Raw genomic sequence first — 16,717 nt, 5'->3', positions numbered from 1 at the left:
TTGCTCATAACACTGGCTCCCGCAACAGCATATCCTTGATCAGATCAAGCTGGGCTTCAGCACGCGCCATTTCTTCCTGCATACGCTGTTGGCGGGTAGCCAGTTCGGCTTCACTGGTTTGATAGCTTTGAATTTGCTGTTGCAGTTCATTGATCTGCTTGAGGCGTTCAGTGGCGAGCTTTTCAGCTTCATCGCGCTGCTTTGTTTGCGCTGTTTTTTCCTGTTCCAGTTGTGTCAGGGTTTGTTTTTGCTGCACCTGTACTTGCTTCAGCGCTTCAATTTCACGCGAGCCGGGCGCGGAGCCACGCACGTCAACGCCGGCAATAGCTGGTGGCGGCGGCAAAATCACCGTGCAGCCGGTGCGTGCGGCTTCATCGTGCGCGTGTCCGACGCGAATACCAGGAACATCACAAAGAGATTCGGGCATGAATAAATCAACAAGGAAGGTTAGAGCTGAATTCTGCGATACCGCAACTCACACCGCTGATAATACCGGGTTCACCGAAATCGCCCGTGAACAACGTCTGCCGGCCTTGGGCCGGAACTACTTCACCATCGTCGGTTTCAAGCCGCGGCGAAAAAACGACATTTTCTTGGCTTGTGAATCTTCGCTAATGCCGCGCTCGCTAAAAAAGAAAAGGTCGCTGATCATCAGTCCGATGGAATTGCGCAACGGCTTCCAGTTCTCGCGATAGGCTTCGCTATCGACCGTTGTGCCGTCCTTGTCTTTCACGACCAAACGCACGCGCTGCGGGTTTTCGCGATTGATCATAAACGGCGAATGGGTGGTGTAGATGATCTGATTTTTGATGGAAAGATCTTCCATCACTTTGATCAAATCCTTTTGGCCGGCAGGATGCAAATGAATACCGGCTTCGTCAACCAGAAAAATAAATTCGTTGGCGCGTGCATCGACCGTTTGCGCAATGAAGTTAATGTAAAACGACAGATACCAGCGAAAGCCCAGGCTGCGCGATTCGGGTGTGTCAAAAACCGTTGTGCCATCGGAAATGTCAATATAAAGAATGTTGCCGTTTACATTCAGCTTGATTTCGATGGTCGGCTCCTGCGACCAGGCGCGGCGAATTTGTTGCGTGATCAAGCGTCCGGCTTCTTCGCTGGCGCGGCGGCCGCGCGTCGAATCCTCAAAAATGATTTCCGGATTGTTGATGCCGCCAATGCGCAGGAGATTGCGTTCGGTGCGATAATAATCGCCGCCGTCCATCAAATCGCTGAGGGTCGCCCGGTTCTTGAGTAATTGTATCACATCGAAATAGAGCAGCTTGGGGAGCGAGGCCAGGAACATGTCTTTTTCACGCAGCGCGATTTCCGACTCTCCGACAAACACATGATAGTCATCCAGGCTCGGGCCTTCTTTTTTGACCAGGATCGTTTCGCTGTCCTTGAAAGCTTCATTAAAGCGCAACAAGTTGCGGCGGTTTTCTTTTGAAATTTGGGAAAATTCCAGCGCGACTTCCGGACACTTGCCTTGATAATAATAATCCGAGTATTGACACGTCAGGGTGCTATCAAACGGCGAACCGGGGCTAAACGAATGAAGCGCCTTGAGAATGTTCGTTTTGCCACTCTCGTTGGCGCCCACCAGCGAAGTAATTTTGGCGTCGAGCGGAAATGCCAGCTCGAAAATTGATTTATATGCTCTAACAAAAACTCGTGAAATAATCATGAGCGGCCTCTACCAATAGGTATTCTAAAAAACGACAAAGCCCGATCTAAAGATGACAACAAAAGATCGGGCTGAATCCTTTTACGAATATGAAATCAATTTTCCACGGCCTCGGATTCCGGCTTTTCTTCGTCCGCAGGCGGTACGGCTTCGGGCTTGAATGCGCTCTTTTCAACGACATGGCGCGACGCCTCGACAAACTCCAAATCATCGCCCTGTCTTTCGACTTTGATTTGGCTGCCGTCGCTGAACTTGCCGCGCAGAATGTTCTCGGCAATCGGGTCTTCGATGGTCTTTTGAATTACGCGCTTCAATGGCCGCGCGCCGTAAACCGGATCAAAGCCTTTCTCGGCGATGAAGTCTTTGGCGCTTTCGGTGAGATCGACGCGAATCTGGCGATCCGAGACTTTCTTCAACATCTCGCTGATCACGATGTCAATGATTTGATTCATGTGTTCGCGCGTCAAGCTGCGGAAGACGACGATTTCATCGACGCGATTGATGAACTCCGGATTGAACAGGCGCTTGACTTCTTCCATGATCTTGCTCTGCATTTTGGAATAATCAACTTCGCCTTCATCAGTCGAGAAACCGTAACCGCCGACTTTCTTGATTTCGCGCGCGCCGACGTTCGAGGTCATGATAAGAATCGTGTTTTTGAAATCGACTTTGCGGCCGAGGCCGTCGGTGAGATGGCCGTCGTCAAGAATTTGCAGCAGGATGTTAAAAACATCCGGATGCGCCTTTTCGATTTCATCAAAAAGCACGACGGAGTACGGATGGCGCCGCACTTTTTCCGTCAATTGCCCGCCTTCTTCATGACCCACGTATCCCGGAGGCGCGCCGGTGAGACGCGAGACCGCAAACTTTTCCATAAACTCCGACATATCGAGGCGGATCAACGCATCTTCTTTTTCGAAAAGATATTTTGCCAATTCCTTCGCGAGCTGCGTTTTGCCGACGCCGGTCGGACCCAGAAAGATGAACGAGCCAATCGGCCGGTTCGGGTCCTTCAAGCCCGCACGCGTGCGGCGAATCGCCTTGCACAGCAGATGAATGACATCGTCCTGGCCGACAATACGCTTCTTCAATGACTCTTCCATGCCAAGAATTTTTTCATTCTCGGACTGCGCCACTTTGCGCACCGGGATGCCGGTCATCATTGCAACCACGTCAGCAATGTCGTCTTCGCCAACCGTCGCAATGACTTCCTCTTCGGTTTCTTTCCAGCGGCGCTTGGCCGCATCCAGCTTGCGGTTCAAACGTTTTTCCTGATCGCGCAACACCGCGGCGCGCTCGAATTCCTGATTCTTGATCACGCGATCTTTTTCATGGCGAACTTTTTTGATCTCGTCTTCGAATTTCGTGATTTCTTTCGGCACCACGATATTCGCCAAATGCACGCGCGCACCGGTTTCATCGAGCACGTCAATGGCTTTATCCGGCAGAAAACGATCGGTGATGTAACGTTCCGACAGTTTCACGGAGGCGTTGATGGCCTCGGGGGTGTAACGGACTTTGTGATGCTGTTCATAACGATCTTTCAAGCCTTCGAGAATTTGAACCGTCTCCTCGGGGCTGGGCGGATCGACCATGATTTTTTGGAACCGGCGTTCCAGCGCACCGTCTTTCTCAATGTACTGGCGATACTCATCCAGCGTCGTCGCGCCAATACATTGCAATTCACCGCGTGACAACGCCGGCTTGAACATGTTCGAGGCATCCAGCGAGCCACTCGCGCCGCCGGCGCCGACGATGGTGTGCAATTCATCAATAAAAAGAATCACGTCCTTCGCGCGGTACAATTCGTTCATGATGGCCTTCATGCGTTCTTCGAATTGGCCGCGATACTTCGTGCCGGCGACGATGGCGCCCAGATCGAGGGTCACCACGCGTTTGTTGTGCAAAATGCGCGGCACCTTGCGCTCGACGATGCGCAGCGCCAAGCCTTCAGCAATGGCGGTTTTGCCGACGCCCGGCTCGCCGATCAACACCGGATTGTTCTTTTTGCGGCGACTCAGAATTTGCGCAACGCGCTCGATCTCGCGTTCCCGGCCGATAATCGGATCAAGCTCGTTTTTGCGCGCGAGCTCCGTCAGGTCGCGGCCAAAGTGATCGAGCGCCGGGGTTTTAGAACGTTGCGGATTCGCTTCTTTGCTGGAAGGTGTGCCGCGCAGAATATTGTCCAACTCTTCACGCACGGCTTCATACGTTATATCGAAATTCAACAACACTTGGGCGGCCACGCCATCTTTCTCCTTGACCAGAGCCAGGAGCAGGTGTTCCGTTCCGATAATATCAGATTTGTATTTTTCGGCTTCGACATAAGCCATCTTCAGAATTTTTTCAGCGCGTTTCGTAAACGGAATGTTGCCGATCGTCATGGTTTCGCCCGTCGATTTGACGGCATCTTCGACGGCGCGTTTGATCTCATCCAGATCCGTTCCGAGGTTTCGCAGAATTTCCACCGCGATGCCTTCGCCTTCGCGTATCAATCCTAACAGCAGATGCTCTGTACCAATATAATCGTGCCCCAAGCGCAGAGCCTCTTCTCGTGAGAACTGAATCACCATCTGCACGCGGCTCGAAAAATTGTTTTTCATTTGAAATGACTCCCGGTAGTAGGCTCAAGCATGATCAAAATTTTGCGGCGCAATCTACAAAGGAATTTTGAAAAAGTAAAGAGGGTTTTCCCCTCGTTTCAAGACTGTAATGACAGCTTGACGCGCACCAATTCCGCGCGCAGCGTGTCACGCTCGTGCGCCAGCCGAACGGACTTAAATGCTTTGCGCAAATGGGCGGGCTGCATCATCACCATCAATTCATTCAACAACGCCAGCGGCCATTGTTTCATCTCTTTCTCATTACAATCACGCGCCAGCCGCATCATCGACAACAAATTGAGAAACTCCTTGGAATTGAGCACGCGCGCGTAGCGCAACATGCCGTAAGCGCGCCAAATTTGATCCAGCATGAAATTGCCTTTATCGAGGATGATGCGGCTGCGGCACAAATGTTCGAAACCCTTGATTTCTTCCACGATCTTTTCGACTTCCGACATGACTTCCGCCTCGGTTTTGCCGAGCGTAAGCTGATTTGAAATTTGAAACATATTGCCGTTTGCATCGGTGCCCTCGCCGTAAAACCCGCGCATCGTCATGCCGCGGCTGGCCAGGCTTTTCATGATTTCCTCGACTTCGTCGAGCATCACGACTGCCGGCAAATGCATCAAAATCGAAACACGAATGCCGGTTCCGGTGTTGGTGGGGCAAGCGGTCAAATAGCCAAACCGTTCGCTGAACGCATATTCGAGATTTTCGCTGAGGCGATCATCGAGCTTACTGATCGCATCCCACGCCGCGGCAATCGCAAGCCCGGGTTGAATCGCTTGCAAGCGCAGATGATCTTCTTCGTTGATCATAATACTCAGCGATTCGTCGGGCGTGAGCGCGAGCATGCTCGGGCCTTTGCGCTCGATGAATTGCGGGCTGGCAAGCCGGCGTTCAACTAAAATTTCGCGATCAAGACGCAACAGCCTGGCCATGTCGATAAAATGCGGCGCCGGCAGCAACTGGGATTCGGAGAGAACTTCCCAAACTTCGTTGTTGACGCTGTTCAAATCCTTGTTATCAGCAATACTGGGAAACGGATAATTCGCGAGATTGCGCGCCAAACGAATGCGGGTGGAAAGAACGATGTTCGAATGCGGCCCGTTTTGTTGCAGCCAGGCCGGCACGGACTTCGCCAATTCATTACAATAACGTTTGGAATCCGCTGCAGCCAGTTGCCAGGCAGCAGAGGAATTGTTTGTCCCGTCTTTCATGATTTTCGCTTCCCCGACGAGCCGGCGGTTTGTTCGGCGGCGCGAATCAAGTCGCGCAATTCTGCCGCGCGCTCGAACTGTTGCTGGCCGATCGCGCGCTCCAATTCTTTGCGCAGCGACACCACGTTTTTTGCCGGCTTGCGGCGATGGGCAAGCGGCCGCCGGCCCGTGTGATGATTGCTGCCGTGAATGCGGCGCAACAGCAGCTTGATTTCATTTTCAAACGCGCGGTAGCAGTCGGCGCAGCCGAGCAATCCCTTGCGCTCGAAATCAGCCAGTGAAATGCCGCAGCGCTCACAACGCTTTTGTTGCGTGCGTTTCGATTTCTTTTTCCCGCCGCCAATCTTGGCAAGTTCTTCACCCAAAATGTTGGCGACGATCTTTCCGAAAACTTCCGGAAGATCGGCCAGCGGATCCGGCATGCCCTTGTGTTGCGCGCATGCCTGGCACAGGAAGAACTCACTCTTCTTGCCGTTCACGACTTGCTTCATGCGCACGCTGGCTTTGTTTTTCTGGCAAATTTGGCAGAGCATGAGAAATATGTTTTCCTAGCGGTTCACGTGTATTTTCTTAATCTGCCCGTCAAACAATTCAACCACCCGGTCCGCGCGTTCGGCGAGCGAGAGATTGTGCGTCACAATGATAAACGTGCGTTGATCGCGCCGGCTCAAATCCCACAACAATTGATGCAGGCTCTCACTTGAGAGACGATCCAAATTGCCGGAGGGCTCATCGGCGAGCACCACTTGCGGCTCGTTCATCAATGCGCGCGCCACGGCAACGCGCTGTTGTTCGCCGCCCGAAAGCTGCCCGGGGCGATGACTCATGCGCTGCGCGACGCCGACATCTTGCAACAATTGTTGAGCGCGCTGGCGCAACGCCTGGCCATTGCGCCCGGCGATCATCGCTGGAATCAATACATTCTCCAGCGCAGTGAACTCCGGCAGAAGATGATGAAATTGAAAGACAAAACCAATAAATTGATTGCGAAAATACGCGAGCTGGCGATCGTTCAATTTGGCCAGCGGCGTATCGCCGATGATCACTTCGCCCTGCGTCGGGCGATCCAACGCGCCCAATAAATGCAAAAACGTGCTCTTGCCCACGCCGGAAGCGCCGACCACGGCAATGATCTCGCCGGCGTAAACGCTGAGGTCGATGCCTTTGAGTACTTCCAACGTGCCGGTTGCCGAAGGATAGGATTTGCACAAATTCTTGGTGATGATGATGGGCGGTTTTACGGGCATATCATTTACTCATAGCGTATGGCTTGCACGGGATCAAGCTGGGCGGCGCGCAGCGCGGGATAAACCGTTGCGATGAACGACAAAAATATCGCCGCCAAACCCACCGCGATGAAATCAAATGGCCGCATCAAAATCGGCAACGCGCTGATGATGTAAACGTCAGCCGGCAGCGAAAAAAATTGCCATTTGAGCTGGCTCCAACACAATAGATATCCCAACGCCAGGCCGATGGCCGTGCCCACCACGCCGGCCACGATCCCTTGCAACACAAAAATGCGCATCACACTTTGGTTGCTCGCGCCCATGCTCTTGAGAATGCCGATTTCCTTGGTTTTCTCCAGCACGACCATGATCAAGGTGCTGACGATGTTGAATGCAGCAACGATGATGATCAACGAGAGAATGATGAACGCAATCCACTTTTCGAATTGCATCCATGAAAACAAATTTTTATTGACTTGAAACCAGGTTTCGGTGTTGTAGGGATATTGGAGCCTGGCCTCGATTAACGACGCCACCTCGTCCGCCCGATTCATATCATTCAGCTTGAGCTGCAAGCCCGTGACCTTATTTCCCATTTCGAACAGCTTTTGCGCCTCGGGAATGCCGATGAAAGCGCAATTCGAATCGTATTCGAAAATACCGGTTTCAAAATAACCGGCAACCCGAAACTGCACGGCGCGCGGCATCGCGCCCATGCCGCTCAGGTTCAAACCCGCAGCCGAGAGCAACGTCACTTTGTCGCCCAAGCCGACGACCAGACGATCGGCCAGCGAGTAGCCGAGCAAAATCCCCGGCAACGGCCGTTCGCCTTCTTTTTCAATCATGCCGAGATTGAGCGTGCCGTAGTTGACATTCTTGACGAGATCGGTGACTTGCGATTCACGCTGCGGATCGATGCCCTTGACAATCACGCCTTCTTTCCGATCCTGGCCGTTTGAAAGGATCAACCCTTTGTTGAAAATGTAAGGCGAGGCAGCAACAATGTGTGGCACGCCCCGAATTTTTTCGGCGACAGCGCGATAGTCGTCCAGGCCTTTGTCATGAAATGTTTTGACTTTGATGTGAGCATCAAAGCCAATGATGCGCGAGCGCACTTCACTCTCGAAGCCATTCATCACGGACAAAACAATCACCAGCGCCGCCGTGCCAATGGCCACGCCGGCAATCGAAATGTATGTAATCAACGAAATGAATTTGACCTGCCGCTTCGAGCGCAAATAGCGCTTCGCGATAAAAAGTTCATAAAACATAATTTCAGAGTTAAAAATAAATATTGCCGTCGAACTTCATTTCAACTTGGACTTTTCGATTATTATTTTCAGGAACTCTCCGGCCGCATCTGCGGAAACAGCAGCACATCTCGAATCGAAGGCTGATCCGTCAAGATCATCACCAAACGATCGATGCCCACGCCCAGGCCCGTGGTCGGCGGCATGCCGTATTCCAGCGCGCGCAGGAAATCTTCATCAAGCTGCTGCGCCTCGTCATCGCCGGCTTCGAGCAATTTCTTTTGCTCCAAAAAGCGTTCGCGCTGATCGAGAGGATCATTCAATTCCGTGAAAGCATTGCCGACTTCTTTGCCGGCGAGGAACGGCTCGAAACGTTCGACCAGGCCGGGCTTGCTGCGATGGCGTTTTGCCAACGGCGAAAGCGAGACGGGATAATCGGTGATGAAAACTGGCTGAATCAACTTTGGCTCGACTTTTTCACCGAAAATCGTGTCAATGATTTTGCCTTCGCCCATTGTGGGATCGATATCGACATGCAGCTTTTGCGCGATTTGGCGCAGCTCACTCACACTTTTGCCGAAGAGATTAAAACCCGTCTCTTGCTCAATTGCCTCCAACAACGGCACGCGCGGCCACGGCGGAGTTAGATCAATTTCCTGGCCTTGATAAGTGATCTTGTAGCCGCCGGTCAAATCCTGCACAACTTTACAGAACATCTCCTCCACCAAATTCGCCATGAAATGATAATCCTGATAGGCGATATACACTTCCATCATGGTGAATTCGGGATTATGAAAACGATCCATGCCCTCGTTGCGAAAATCCTTTGCGAATTCGAACACGCCATCGAAGCCGCCGACAATAAGGCGTTTCAAATAAAGTTCATTGGCGATGCGCAAATACAATTCGATATCAAGCGCGTTGTGATGCGTTGTGAACGGGCGCGCGGAGGCGCCGCCGTACAGCGGTTGCAAAATCGGCGTCTCGACCTCGAGATAACCGCGGCCGGTGAGATATTCGCGCATGCTCGCGATGATGCGGCTGCGCTTGATAAACACCTCGCGCACTTGCGGATTCACCGCCAAATCTGCATAACGCTGGCGATAGCGGAATTCTTTGTCGGCCAGCGCATCATAAACCACACGCTCGCCGTCGGTCACTTTTTCCTTGGCAATCGGCAGCGGGCGCAGGGTTTTCGAGAGCAGCTTGAGCGAGCTGGCTTGCACGGTGATCTCGCCGGTGCGGGTTTTCACGACTTTGCCGGCGACGCCGATAAAGTCACCGAGATCGAGCAGCGGCACGAGCCGGTAATTCTCTTCGCCGATGAGATCTTGCTTGAGATAGAACTGAATGCGGCCGCTGGCATCTTCAATATGGCCGAAGCTGGCCTTGCCCATCGGGCGCATGGACATGATGCGGCCCGCGATCGTCACCTCTTTTTCGGCGAGCGCATCGAATTTCTGTTTGATTGCTTCCGCCAGATGGCTGCGCTGAAATTCATGCGGATAGGGGTCAATGCCCAGCGCCTTGATGTGCTCGAATTTTTCGCGCCGCGCGCGTAGAACCGTACTCAAATCTTCCGCGTTCTGTTTATCCGATTCAAGATTGTCTTTTTCTTTGGTATCTTTCATCGATATTGATTTCTCAGTTTTTGACCTCAAGTGGCAACTGGAAATGCCCGGCAACTATGCCAGGAACCGTAATATCTTCGTCCAATTCTTCCCATCGCAAAGCGTACCCGTCAAGGCGAAGCGAGACATCTTTTAACTGCTCATCACTAGCCTCCTTCAAAATCCGAAAGCGATCAGCCGGAAAGCCGAAGATGCGGCCATCAGTCAATTCAACAAAAATGATTCGGCCTTCCACCCACGCACGTATAGCCGTGGGTTCAATCGCAATATCATTTTCAACGACGGTGGTGCTCATGATATTTTTCCCTATGGTTGGCATCGGAAAAATACGAATATAGTCAATCAATGAATTTCAAAGGCTATTCATACACTCTCGGCACCCGCTTCGATATGCTGCATGTCACTTCATACGGAATCGTCTCCAATTTTTCGCACCAATCATAGATCGTGATCTCTTCCTGGCCTTGTTTGCCGAGCAGAACGACCTCCTCGCCGCGCGCCGCGCCGGAATCATCTCCCAAATCAACGACGATTTGATCCATGCACACGCGCCCGACCACCGGCTTTTTTCGGCCGCGCACCAACACGTGCATGTTATTCGAAAATCGCCGCGAAAAACCATCGGCATAACCCAGCGGAATCGTTGCCAGCAAAGACGGCTTGCCGGTTCGAAAAGTTCTGCCGTAGCTCACATAGAAATTTTCCGGCACCCGCTTGACGTGCAGAATGCGCGAACGCAGCGTCATCGCCGGTTGCAGCGCAATGGATTCCGTTGTTTCCCGGCTGGGATAATAGCCGTACATCATCACGCCGGCGCGCACGAGATTGAAATACGACTCAGGCATATCCAAAATCGCGCCACTGTTGGCGGCATGTGCATACGCAAACGCAACGCCGCGTTCTCTCAAACGCTGCACCAGCGCGCGGAAATTCCCGAGTTGCTGGCGGGCATAGGTTTTATCGAACTCGTCACTCGTTGCAAAATGGGTATAAATGCCGGCTAATTCCAGGCCGTGAAGTTGCGCGAGATGGGCAATGAATTCAAGCGGGTCGCCGATCGCGCCCACGCGTCCCATGCCGGTATCGATTTTCACATGCACCCGCGCAACTCTGCCCAACGCCGTTGCCCGCCTTGCAATCAATTCCGCCAGCTTCGGCTCATAAACCGTCATCATCAAATCATGCGCGAGAAAGGCTTCGATTTGATCTTCAAACAATCCTCCCAGCACGAGAATCGGCGCGCGCAAACCCTCGCGCCGTAATGCGACGCCTTCTTCGAGCAGAGCCACGCCCAGTTGCGATGCGCCTGCCGCGAGAGCCGTATGCGCCGCCGGTGCCGCGCCGTGTCCATAACCGTCGGCTTTCACCACCGCCATCACTTCGGCGGGAAAGACCCGGTCGCAAATGCGCCGCACATTGCCCGCAATCGCGGCGAGATCAACAGCCGCAACGGTAGGCCGTCGAATCGCAAGAGTTTCGCTTGGGGAAGTTGCAGCCGCGGCATGGCCGGCAGGTTGAGGAGGCAGATCGCCCGTCACAAGCCTTTCGCTTTGCGGGTAATCATATGCCGCGGTGATGTCTGAGAGATGATCTATTGTCAACAATCTCCACGCGCACAACTATTCTTCGATTTCCAATTCTTCCATCACGTCAGCACCGCCCTTCTTATTGTAGCGTTTCCCCATCAAATACGCTTTAATGAATTCATCCAGATCACCATCCATCACGGCCTGCACATTGCCCGTGCTCACGCCGGTGCGATGATCTTTCACCAAATTGTATGGGTGAAACACATACGAGCGAATCTGACTGCCCCAGGCGATATCTTTTTTGCTCTTTTCCAAATCACTGAACTTCGATTTATCCTGTTCCAGCTTGAGCTGGTAGAGCTTTGCCATCAACAGCTTCATCGCCATTTCGCGGTTGCGCAATTGGCTGCGCTCGTTTTGGCATTGCACCACAATGCCCGTCGGAATATGGGTCATGCGCACGGCGGACGAGGTTTTGTTGACATGCTGCCCGCCCGCGCCGCTCGCGCGGTAGGTGTCGACGCGCAAATCCTTCTCTTCGACTTTGATGTCGACGTTGTTGTCGATTTCCGGCAACACAAACACTGAGGCAAATGAGGTATGCCGGCGCTTGTTGGCGTCAAACGGCGAGATGCGCACCAGGCGATGCACGCCCGCTTCGGCCTTGAGATAGCCATACGCATACGGGCCCGTCACTTCGATCGCCGCATCTTTCAAGCCCGCTTCGTCGCCTGCTTGCAGATCGATCACTTCATATTTAAAACCGCTGCGCTCAATCCAGCGCAGATACATGCGATACAGCATCTGCGTCCAATCCTGGCTCTCGGTGCCGCCCGCGCCGGGATGCAGGGTGATGATCGCGTTATTTTGATCGTGTTCGCCCGACAACATGTTGCGAAATTCCAGCGCCTCGACCGCCTTTTCAAAATCATTGATTTCGGTTTCGGCTTCGCGATACACGCTTTCGTCATTGGCTTCTTCCGCCAAATCCAACATGACGCCGGCATCCTGGCGGTTGCGGTCAACGCTTTTCCACGCGGCCACCCACTCGCGCCGCATCGCGATGTCACGCATCGTCAATTGCGCTTTTTCGTTGTCGTTCCAAAAATCCGGGGCCGCGCTTTTCCTCTCGAGTTCGTCAATCTCTTTTTCTTTTTTGGGAATTTCAAAGACTGTCCCGCAGGTATACCACCCGTTGGGACAATTCCTTGAGTTTGGTGTGCAAATCGTCACGCATGAATTTTGTTTCCTTTACTTAAATTTTCAAAACTGTGCGAATATAACAGAAATCGCCTAGAGATGCAAGCAAGCTTTTGCGGCGATCCGCGTGATCATAGGATCAATTTTATAGCCAGAGCATCAGAATTAAATAGCGTTCCCCTATCTCAAACCGCAATTTGCAGGAGTAACGCCTTCGAAGTGTCAATCCGGCAAATCTGGTGAAATGCTCGGCAATTTGCCTGCGATTTCACAATATCCCTGCAGGATGACATCCTGAGGAAGGATAATTTTTTTGGGGTAACAGTATACCAGATTCAGGCGCGCAGGGCGGGGAAGCGAAGAAAACACGTCCGGTAGCAAAAGTAGGCCGTGGTTCAATGAAGCACACTGCAACTCGAGTAGGGCAGCCATTCCTAGGCAAGGGCGAATTGCAGCGTTACCATCTACTTTGCCACCGGACTTGGAGGGAGGGAAAGTGGTTTGTTTGTAGTAGACCCTTCAGGGCCGCAATGCACCGCTGCCTGAGCTTGTCGAAGGCAGTGTGTTTGTTGTCGACCCTTCAGGGCCGCGTGATGCAACGCTGCCTGAGCTTGTCGAAGGCAGCCTGTTTGTCGACCCTCAGGGTCGCAATGCTCGATAACGACAAGCGCCTGAAGGCGCTACTACAAACGTTACTACAAACTCTTTTCAATTCACGCTTTCGCGAATCAGCGCCACGACTTTGCCTTGAATCGACCAGGCTTGATTCAACGGAATGTTGGCGTAGGCGTTATTTTCCGGTTTCAGGAACATCTCATTACCGGAGTTGATGAAGCGCTTGACTGTAGCTTCTTCGCCGGTAAGCGCCACCACGATGTCGCCGTTGCGCGCCTGGCTGGTGGAGCGCACGATCACGAGATCGCCTTCGTAAATGCCGGCGTCGATCATACTATCGCCCTGCACGCGCAGCGCAAAATATTCCGAGCCGTCGCTGGTGAGATAATCCGGCACCGGCACATAGCGCTCGACATTCTCCTGCGCCAGAATCGGCAAGCCGGCAGCAATGCGGCCCAACACCGGCACGTTATCCGCGTGCGTTTGATTGGGCAGGCCCATCGGGTGCAACACCGTGATGCTGCGCGCTGCGCCGCCGCCGTGTTTGGCAATGTAGCCTTTTGCCTCCAGAGCGGCGAGATGCTTGAAGATGGCGTTCTTCGAGCGAATGCCCAAACTATCCGCCAGCTCTTGCATCGTGGGCGGAAAGCCGCGTTTCTTCACGTCACGCGCGATCAGATCGAGAATCTGTTTCTGCTTGTCTGTGAGTTTTTTCATGGCATGCTCCAAAGTTTGGGAATCATCGGCGGCAAGTCAATCCCGTCCGGGCGGGACCGTTGTCAATCCGATCACCGAGACTAAAGCCGCCGGCTTCCGCGTTTTAACCACCGCTCCGCAGTTGAGCCATGTTTAACGAGTGGAGCAATAATGATAATATGACTTTATCCACTGGCTCATGCGAGTGCCTTAATGTTCACCGGCATTATAATCATTGGTGAACATAATGTCAAGATATTTTTTGAGTTTTTTCAGTTAAAAATAAAAGCCTGACTTTCGCCTAGGCCGCTTTGATGCTCAAAAACCGGTCACGCGAAAGTCAGGCTTTGCCAAATCTCATTTTGCTGATGTACAAACACGGCTTGGCCGCGGCTTATAAATTCGCCAGCGCGCTCACGCCGCGCAGTGAAACCAAAAGTTGAACTCGGAATCGTTAGCCATTCGACTTTAGTTTTATGATAATGGTACAATTCTTCTCTGAAGCCAGTCTGCCAAATCTTCTCGCTTTAATTTGCCGCTGGCGAGATCGAGGAAAAGTCCTTCCTGTTCATGAACAGCCGCGTCGATCTCGAATCCATTGAGAACAAGGAATATTTCCATTGCACCGTGTGCGACTCGTTTGTTGCCATCTATAAACGGATGATTCATGCAGAGTGAATATGCCAGCACGCTTGCTTTGTCTATGAGCGTGGGGGGTATAAGCCTTCCCCTCCAAATGTCATTTCCGGTTGAGCAAGCGCAGATTCGAGGGCCCCAAAATCTCGCACTCCGGAAATGCCTCCAAATTCATCAAGAAGACGTCTGTGCAATTCCAAGATTTGAAAAATGTTGAGAAATTTCATTACGCAAGACGTTTGTATAATTCAGCGTTCTTCTTGAGTACATACTTCATAGCTCCAACAAATTCAGTGTCAATCTGGGCGAGCTTCTCTTGTAGACTGACAAGCAAAAAATCTTCCGGTTTCACGCCAGAATTCTTTGCAGCCGATTTCAATTGAGTCGCCACCTCTGGCGGCAAAACAATAGTCAGTTGTTCCATTGACAATCTCGCAAATAGTGATTGCTTGGGTCAAGCATTTCGATAAGGTAAGAATTTAGAATATGCGTTGCAACTTTTGTCTTCCGCCAGGTGAAGGGCAATACAACAATGCCCCCCAAGCGCTTGCGGCGGCGGATGCTCATCAAAGTACCTTTTGATGATGATACGCGAAGTAAAGCCGAACTTTCGCCCGAACAGCTTTAATATTTAAAACCATCGTCGCGCGAAAGTTCGACTTTGCCCAAACACACTTTTACCGATGTTCACTTTTTTCCGAAACTCTTTTGCTTCAGCATGCTCGGTAAACGCGATCAGCGGCAACACATGAGCTTGATACTCGCTTTGTGTCCAAATACCCAATATCAAATTTTCTTCATAACCGCGCAATTTTTTGAGAAATCGAATCCGGCTGCGCTGCGCCAGGCGTGTGCGACCAGGATACAGCAAGTACCCCAAAAAAGGAAGCCCGTGCGCATTGCGATTCAAGCAGACGGGCTTCAGTGCTAATTTTAGCGTGTTTTCAGTTTTTTGTGAACCGCCTGAAATGCCCCCCGCCCCTCTGCCCCAACGGGGCAACATGTAATAGCGAAGGGCAACGCCCTGGAAAGAATTCAACCTCAGATTTCTAAAGCCCTAACGGGGCGAAATAGAATATCTATGCGAATATCATTAGTCCCAAACATATCGCTCATCATATTCGATGTTGTATTTTTTCAGGAATTCGATGTACTCTTCCTGAAATGTTTTCTGGCGATGGTGTTCTTTCTGATTGGCGATATATCTTTTTAATGCCTCAATGTTCGATTGTCCTATTCCCAATGCTGCGTAACCACTTTGCCAATAGAAACTCCTATAGAGCGCACCTTTGGTTTTGATCCATTTTGATGAACTCTTTTTCACTTCTTCTATGAGCTTGGCTACTGTAATTTTTCGCGACGGTATTGTAAGACTGTGCACATGATCTTCGGTCCCATTGATTGTCAGCGCCGGAGATTCATAGGCACGAAAAATGGAGACCATATAACTGAATAGCTCTTTTTCAATTTCCTGGCTTATGAATGGCTGGCGGTCCCTGGTGCTCCAAATACAGTGCACCGGAATGCTTGCAAGGCTTTGCGGCATGGCGACTCCCTTCCAATATTGATGATAACGGGATTGAAGAGGTTTCTATATCGCCCCGTTGGGGCTTGGGAACGTTTTGATTGATTTATCCTCCAGGGCGTTGCCCTTCGCTTTTACATGATGCCCCTTTGGGGCTGTTTTTAAAATAGCCTCGTACTCTTCGAAATTTTCTTAAACGTGGCTTCGTCGAGGATTTGTTTGTAATCCACTTTGCCTTTGTGCTCGTTCGTTGGAGCAAAGGCCTTTTCAATGTAACGAACGCAAAAGCACCAATACGTGCCGTTCTCGTTGCTGATCAACTGGTTTTGCACTTCCAAAATCTTATTGCCCCGCAAGAAACGGTTCATTTCTTCCTGCGCCGCGCCGCTGTCGCCGACCGGGATGGTGAAGAGTTTGATTTGCATGGTTATTTTTTGAAAATAGTTCGTAGTTTCGCCTTTAGGCGTCGGGCCTTCGGCGCAAGTTAAGCGCCTGAAGGCGTTACTACAAACGATCTTTACAAACGGACTCGTTGTTCTCGCTCCATTTCACTCGGCGCTCGTCCCTCGCGCCTCGTTCATTCCGCTCAAACAACTCGCCTGCTCACAGGGTAAAGCCGGAAGGAACTGCCAACTTTACCCTGTGAAATAATTCTTCAACCTTTCCTTGAGGTATCTTTTGCCGTAAGTTGTTTTCAAGTATTTTTCCCGATGTGTCGCATCTTGTTGATTGAGACAACCTTCAAAATATACCAATTTCAAAGGCTTTCGATTCTTTGTTGAATGAACAAGCCCGGCATTATGTTCTTCTAAGCGCTTACGTATATCAGACGTATACCCTGTATAAAACTGATTATCCGTTTCGCTTTGAAGGACATAAACATAAAAATAAGACAT

Annotated in this window: 17 protein-coding genes and 1 pseudogene; all 18 read right to left on the bottom strand. The window is 51.5% G+C overall.

The annotated features are described in order from the left end of the window. Positions 1-4 precede the first annotated feature (4 nt). Complete coding sequence (locus tag FBQ85_01235; GenBank protein MDL1873788.1) at positions 5-427, bottom strand: hypothetical protein; 423 nt, start codon at positions 425-427, stop codon at positions 5-7. A gap of 117 nt (positions 428-544) precedes the next feature. Then, positions 545-1,687, bottom strand: coding sequence for a hypothetical protein (locus tag FBQ85_01230; protein ID MDL1873787.1), 1,143 nt, complete (start codon positions 1,685-1,687; stop codon positions 545-547). Positions 1,688-1,782: 95 nt separating this feature from the next. Continuing rightward, entirely contained in the window at positions 1,783-4,290 is a 2,508-nt protein-coding gene (locus FBQ85_01225; protein ID MDL1873786.1) for an ATP-dependent Clp protease ATP-binding subunit, read from the bottom strand. Between the two features lie 98 nt (positions 4,291-4,388). After that, on the bottom strand, positions 4,389-5,510 hold the full coding sequence (locus tag FBQ85_01220) for an ATP--guanido phosphotransferase (protein ID MDL1873785.1): 1,122 nt from the start codon (positions 5,508-5,510) through the stop codon (positions 4,389-4,391). Further along, positions 5,507-6,043: a hypothetical protein gene (locus FBQ85_01215; GenBank protein ID MDL1873784.1), complete on the bottom strand. Its 537-nt coding sequence runs from the start codon at positions 6,041-6,043 to the stop codon at positions 5,507-5,509. The genes FBQ85_01220 and FBQ85_01215 overlap by 4 nt, the downstream gene beginning before the upstream one ends. A 15-nt stretch (positions 6,044-6,058) precedes the next feature. After that, positions 6,059-6,757, bottom strand: a complete 699-nt coding sequence (locus tag FBQ85_01210) for an ABC transporter ATP-binding protein (GenBank protein MDL1873783.1) — start codon at positions 6,755-6,757, stop codon at positions 6,059-6,061. Between the two features lie 5 nt (positions 6,758-6,762). Next, positions 6,763-8,010, bottom strand: a complete 1,248-nt coding sequence (locus FBQ85_01205; GenBank protein ID MDL1873782.1) for a lipoprotein-releasing ABC transporter permease subunit — start codon at positions 8,008-8,010, stop codon at positions 6,763-6,765. 68 nt (positions 8,011-8,078) lie between these two features. Next, on the bottom strand, positions 8,079-9,620 hold the full coding sequence (gene lysS, locus FBQ85_01200; GenBank protein MDL1873781.1) for a lysine--tRNA ligase: 1,542 nt from the start codon (positions 9,618-9,620) through the stop codon (positions 8,079-8,081). 13 nt (positions 9,621-9,633) lie between these two features. Continuing rightward, complete coding sequence (locus tag FBQ85_01195; protein ID MDL1873780.1) at positions 9,634-9,915, bottom strand: DUF2442 domain-containing protein; 282 nt, start codon at positions 9,913-9,915, stop codon at positions 9,634-9,636. A 64-nt stretch (positions 9,916-9,979) separates the two neighbouring features. Continuing rightward, the gene (locus FBQ85_01190) at positions 9,980-11,239 is read right to left on the bottom strand and encodes an alanine racemase (protein ID MDL1873779.1); all 1,260 of its coding nucleotides are present in this window, start codon (positions 11,237-11,239) and stop codon (positions 9,980-9,982) included. After that, positions 11,240-12,386, bottom strand: a protein-coding gene (locus FBQ85_01185; protein ID MDL1873778.1) for a peptide chain release factor 2 whose coding sequence is annotated in 2 segments (ribosomal slippage) — positions 11,240-12,316 and positions 12,318-12,386 — 1,146 coding nt in all. Because the reading frame shifts where the segments join, the coding sequence is not laid out codon by codon here. A gap of 671 nt (positions 12,387-13,057) precedes the next feature. Next, the gene (gene lexA, locus FBQ85_01180; GenBank protein MDL1873777.1) at positions 13,058-13,681 is read right to left on the bottom strand and encodes a transcriptional repressor LexA; all 624 of its coding nucleotides are present in this window, start codon (positions 13,679-13,681) and stop codon (positions 13,058-13,060) included. 453 nt (positions 13,682-14,134) lie between these two features. Continuing rightward, a pseudogene (locus tag FBQ85_01175) lies at positions 14,135-14,523 on the bottom strand (type II toxin-antitoxin system death-on-curing family toxin). Continuing rightward, entirely contained in the window at positions 14,523-14,720 is a 198-nt protein-coding gene (locus tag FBQ85_01170; GenBank protein MDL1873776.1) for a DNA-binding protein, read from the bottom strand. Before FBQ85_01170 ends, FBQ85_01175 begins: the two are co-directional and overlap by 1 nt. 207 nt (positions 14,721-14,927) lie before the next feature. Then, on the bottom strand, positions 14,928-15,206 hold the full coding sequence (locus FBQ85_01165; protein ID MDL1873775.1) for a hypothetical protein: 279 nt from the start codon (positions 15,204-15,206) through the stop codon (positions 14,928-14,930). 183 nt (positions 15,207-15,389) lie between these two features. After that, positions 15,390-15,842 carry an IS200/IS605 family transposase gene (gene tnpA / locus FBQ85_01160; GenBank protein MDL1873774.1) on the bottom strand — a complete coding sequence of 151 codons (453 nt, stop codon included), beginning with the start codon at positions 15,840-15,842 and terminating at the stop codon, positions 15,390-15,392. 140 nt (positions 15,843-15,982) lie between these two features. Further along, entirely contained in the window at positions 15,983-16,246 is a 264-nt protein-coding gene (locus FBQ85_01155; protein MDL1873773.1) for a hypothetical protein, read from the bottom strand. Positions 16,247-16,456: 210 nt separating this feature from the next. Continuing rightward, on the bottom strand, positions 16,457-16,717 hold the full coding sequence (locus FBQ85_01150) for a GIY-YIG nuclease family protein (GenBank protein ID MDL1873772.1): 261 nt from the start codon (positions 16,715-16,717) through the stop codon (positions 16,457-16,459).

The organism is Cytophagia bacterium CHB2, assembly GCA_030263535.1.
Lineage (GTDB): Bacteria > Zhuqueibacterota > Zhuqueibacteria > Zhuqueibacterales > Zhuqueibacteraceae > Coneutiohabitans.
This window is presented reverse-complemented; position numbering and strand designations above follow the sequence as displayed.